Annotated in this window: 4 protein-coding genes; all 4 read right to left on the reverse strand. The window is 64.7% G+C overall.

Annotation, left to right across the window (positions count from 1 at the left end; all coding sequences use genetic code 11):
• On the reverse strand, positions 1-171 hold a 171-nt coding region (locus WA989_RS08885; protein WP_424340148.1), incomplete at its 3' end, for a molybdenum cofactor biosynthesis protein MoaE.
• A 4-nt stretch (positions 172-175) separates the two neighbouring features.
• Positions 176-424 carry a molybdopterin converting factor subunit 1 gene (gene moaD, locus WA989_RS08890; RefSeq protein WP_424340145.1) on the reverse strand — a complete coding sequence of 83 codons (249 nt, stop codon included), beginning with the start codon at positions 422-424 and terminating at the stop codon, positions 176-178.
• Between the two features lie 3 nt (positions 425-427).
• On the reverse strand, positions 428-1,459 hold the full coding sequence (moaA, locus tag WA989_RS08895; protein ID WP_424340146.1) for a GTP 3',8-cyclase MoaA: 1,032 nt from the start codon (positions 1,457-1,459) through the stop codon (positions 428-430).
• Positions 1,452-2,343, reverse strand: an 892-nt coding sequence (locus tag WA989_RS08900; RefSeq protein WP_424340147.1) for an NTP transferase domain-containing protein, incomplete at its 5' end; no start/stop codon positions are given. The genes moaA and WA989_RS08900, both read right to left, overlap by 8 nt.

The raw sequence follows: 2,343 nt of genomic DNA on the forward strand, positions 1-2,343 counted from the left end.
CTCCGTCATCGGCGAATAGGCCTGCAGGTGAAGGCGCGTGACCTCGCCCGAAGAGGCATGATCGCGAACGAGCCCGGTAAACGAGACGATTGCGCCTGCGCCTGCTGCGCGCGCCTCGAAAGCTTTCAGCGCGTCGGCGGCATCAAAAGGCGTGGGCGTGACCTCTATCATCGGTCTAGCCGCCCCCGACAGGCGGCATCAAGGCAATCTCGTCGCTGTCCCTCACAGGATGGGTGTCGCCGACGATTTCACTGTTAATCGCGATGCGTACGGTCCGTTCCAACAGGGCGCCATCCAGCGCTTTCTCGGCATCGAGCCAGTGGCGCAGGGCATTCGTGTCCTGCACCGACGCCGGTAGCGATATCGTCTCGCCGGGCGTGCCGGTGGCGTCCGTAAGGCGCCCAAAATAGAGGATCTCGGCCATCGCTCAGCCCCCCGTGACCGACATGTGGCGGGGCAGGGAGGGAGCCTCGTCCCGGTCGCGAATATGAAAATCGTGGCGCTCGGGTTTGCGCAGCAGGGCGCGGTCGAGGGCTTCATCCAGCGCCTCGGACGGATCATTCGCCTCCCGCAGCGCCGCGCGCAGATCGACATGATCATCCTGGCCGAGGCACATATAGATACGGCCGGTGCACGTCACGCGAACGCGGTTGCAGCCCGCGCAGAAATTATTCGTCAGCGGCGTGATGAAGCCGAGCCGGCCTCCCGTCTCCTTGATCCGGACATAGCGTGACGGCCCCGCATCAGCCGGGCGCGCGGTTTCCTCATCGAGCGTCCAGATCTGCTCCAGTCGGTCCCGGATATCGAACAGCGGAACATACTGGTCGATCCGGTCCTCGCCTGTATCGCCGAGCGGCATCACCTCGATCAGCGTCATGTCGAAGCCGCGCCCATGCGCCCACTCAACCATGGAGGGGATTTCGGCGGCGTTCTGGTGGCGAAGGCCGACCGTGTTGATCTTGATCTTCAGGCCCGCGGCGTCTGCCGCATCAATGCCGCGCATCACCTTGTCGAAGTTTCCGCGCCGCGTGATCTCGTGGAACATGGCTGGATCGAGCGTATCGAGCGAGATGTTCACCCGGCGCACACCGGCCGCATAAAGCCGCTCGGCATGGGTTTCGAGCAGCGTGGCGTTGGTGGTCAGCGTCAACTCGTCGAGACCATGCCCCAGCCGCGCGCCGAGCCGGTCCAACAGTGCGCCAATATCCTTGCGCACCAGCGGCTCGCCGCCGGTAATGCGGATCTTGCGGACCCCGCGGCGGATGAACGCCTCTGCGACCTGTTCGAGTTCTTCGAGGCTGAGCAAATCTTTCTTCGGCAGGAAAGTCATGTGCTCAGCCATGCAATAGGCGCAGCGCAGGTCGCAGCGGTCCGTTACTGACAGGCGCAGATAGGAGACGGTCCGCCCGAACGCATCGGTGAGCGGCGGCGGAGAAATCGGCATCAGGCCATCAGCCATGCTTCGCCTCCATCGTGTCCATCAGGTCGGCCAGCGTGTCGACATCGCGGGCGAGTATGGGGCGGAGTTTGACTGTCGTGGTCTTGTCGAGGCTTTCGAAGACCGATTTTGCGCCCCTGTCGCCGCTCAGCGCGCAGAGAGCGTCGAAACAGGTCTCGGAGAAGATGGCGGGCGGAGAGAGGATGCCGTCCGCCTCGCTCATCACGGCGGTGTGGCCGGCGGCAAAAGCGCTGGCAAGCTGCGTTAGATGATCGTTCGGCACGTCTGGCATGTCGGCGAGGAGGACCATGACCGATGTAACGCCGGAAATGGCTCGGGCGGCAGCGATCCCGGCTTTGAGCGAGCTCGCCTGGCCGGATCCGGCCTCCGGGTTTTCGACGATCTGCCAGCCGAGGCGCGTGAGTTCAGCGGCACGCTCCGGTGTCTCCGGCGCGGTCACGGCGAGGCGGACGGCGGGGTGGGCTGTTGCCAGGGAACGCGCCGCATGGGCGAGCAGCGGCTTGCCGTGCAGCTCCGCCATAAGCTTGTCGCCGTCTTCAAACCGGGCCGATTGGCCGGCTGCAAGCAGGATGACTGCGGTGGCGGCGAGCGCGTTCTTTTTCTGCGCGTGATAGGCCTCGACGATCTCGGCGAGGGTGGAGACGGCCAGCATTGAGGCATCGCGCATCGACGGAATAAGCCCGACCGGCCCGCGCACCCGCTGCAGGACGGGCTCGGCAAGGCCTGCCTGCCTCAGACCATCCAGCCGGCGGGCCTGCGTCTTCGAGCTGCCGACCGCGCCGACATAGAAGGCCGGGCCGGCAAGCACCTGTTTCAGGAGCGGTGTTTCCCAGTCTGTGTCGTGAAACATGAGAATGAATGCCGTATACGGATCATCGCTGAGC

This window comes from Henriciella sp. (assembly GCF_049649345.1).
GTDB lineage: Bacteria > Pseudomonadota > Alphaproteobacteria > Caulobacterales > Hyphomonadaceae > Henriciella.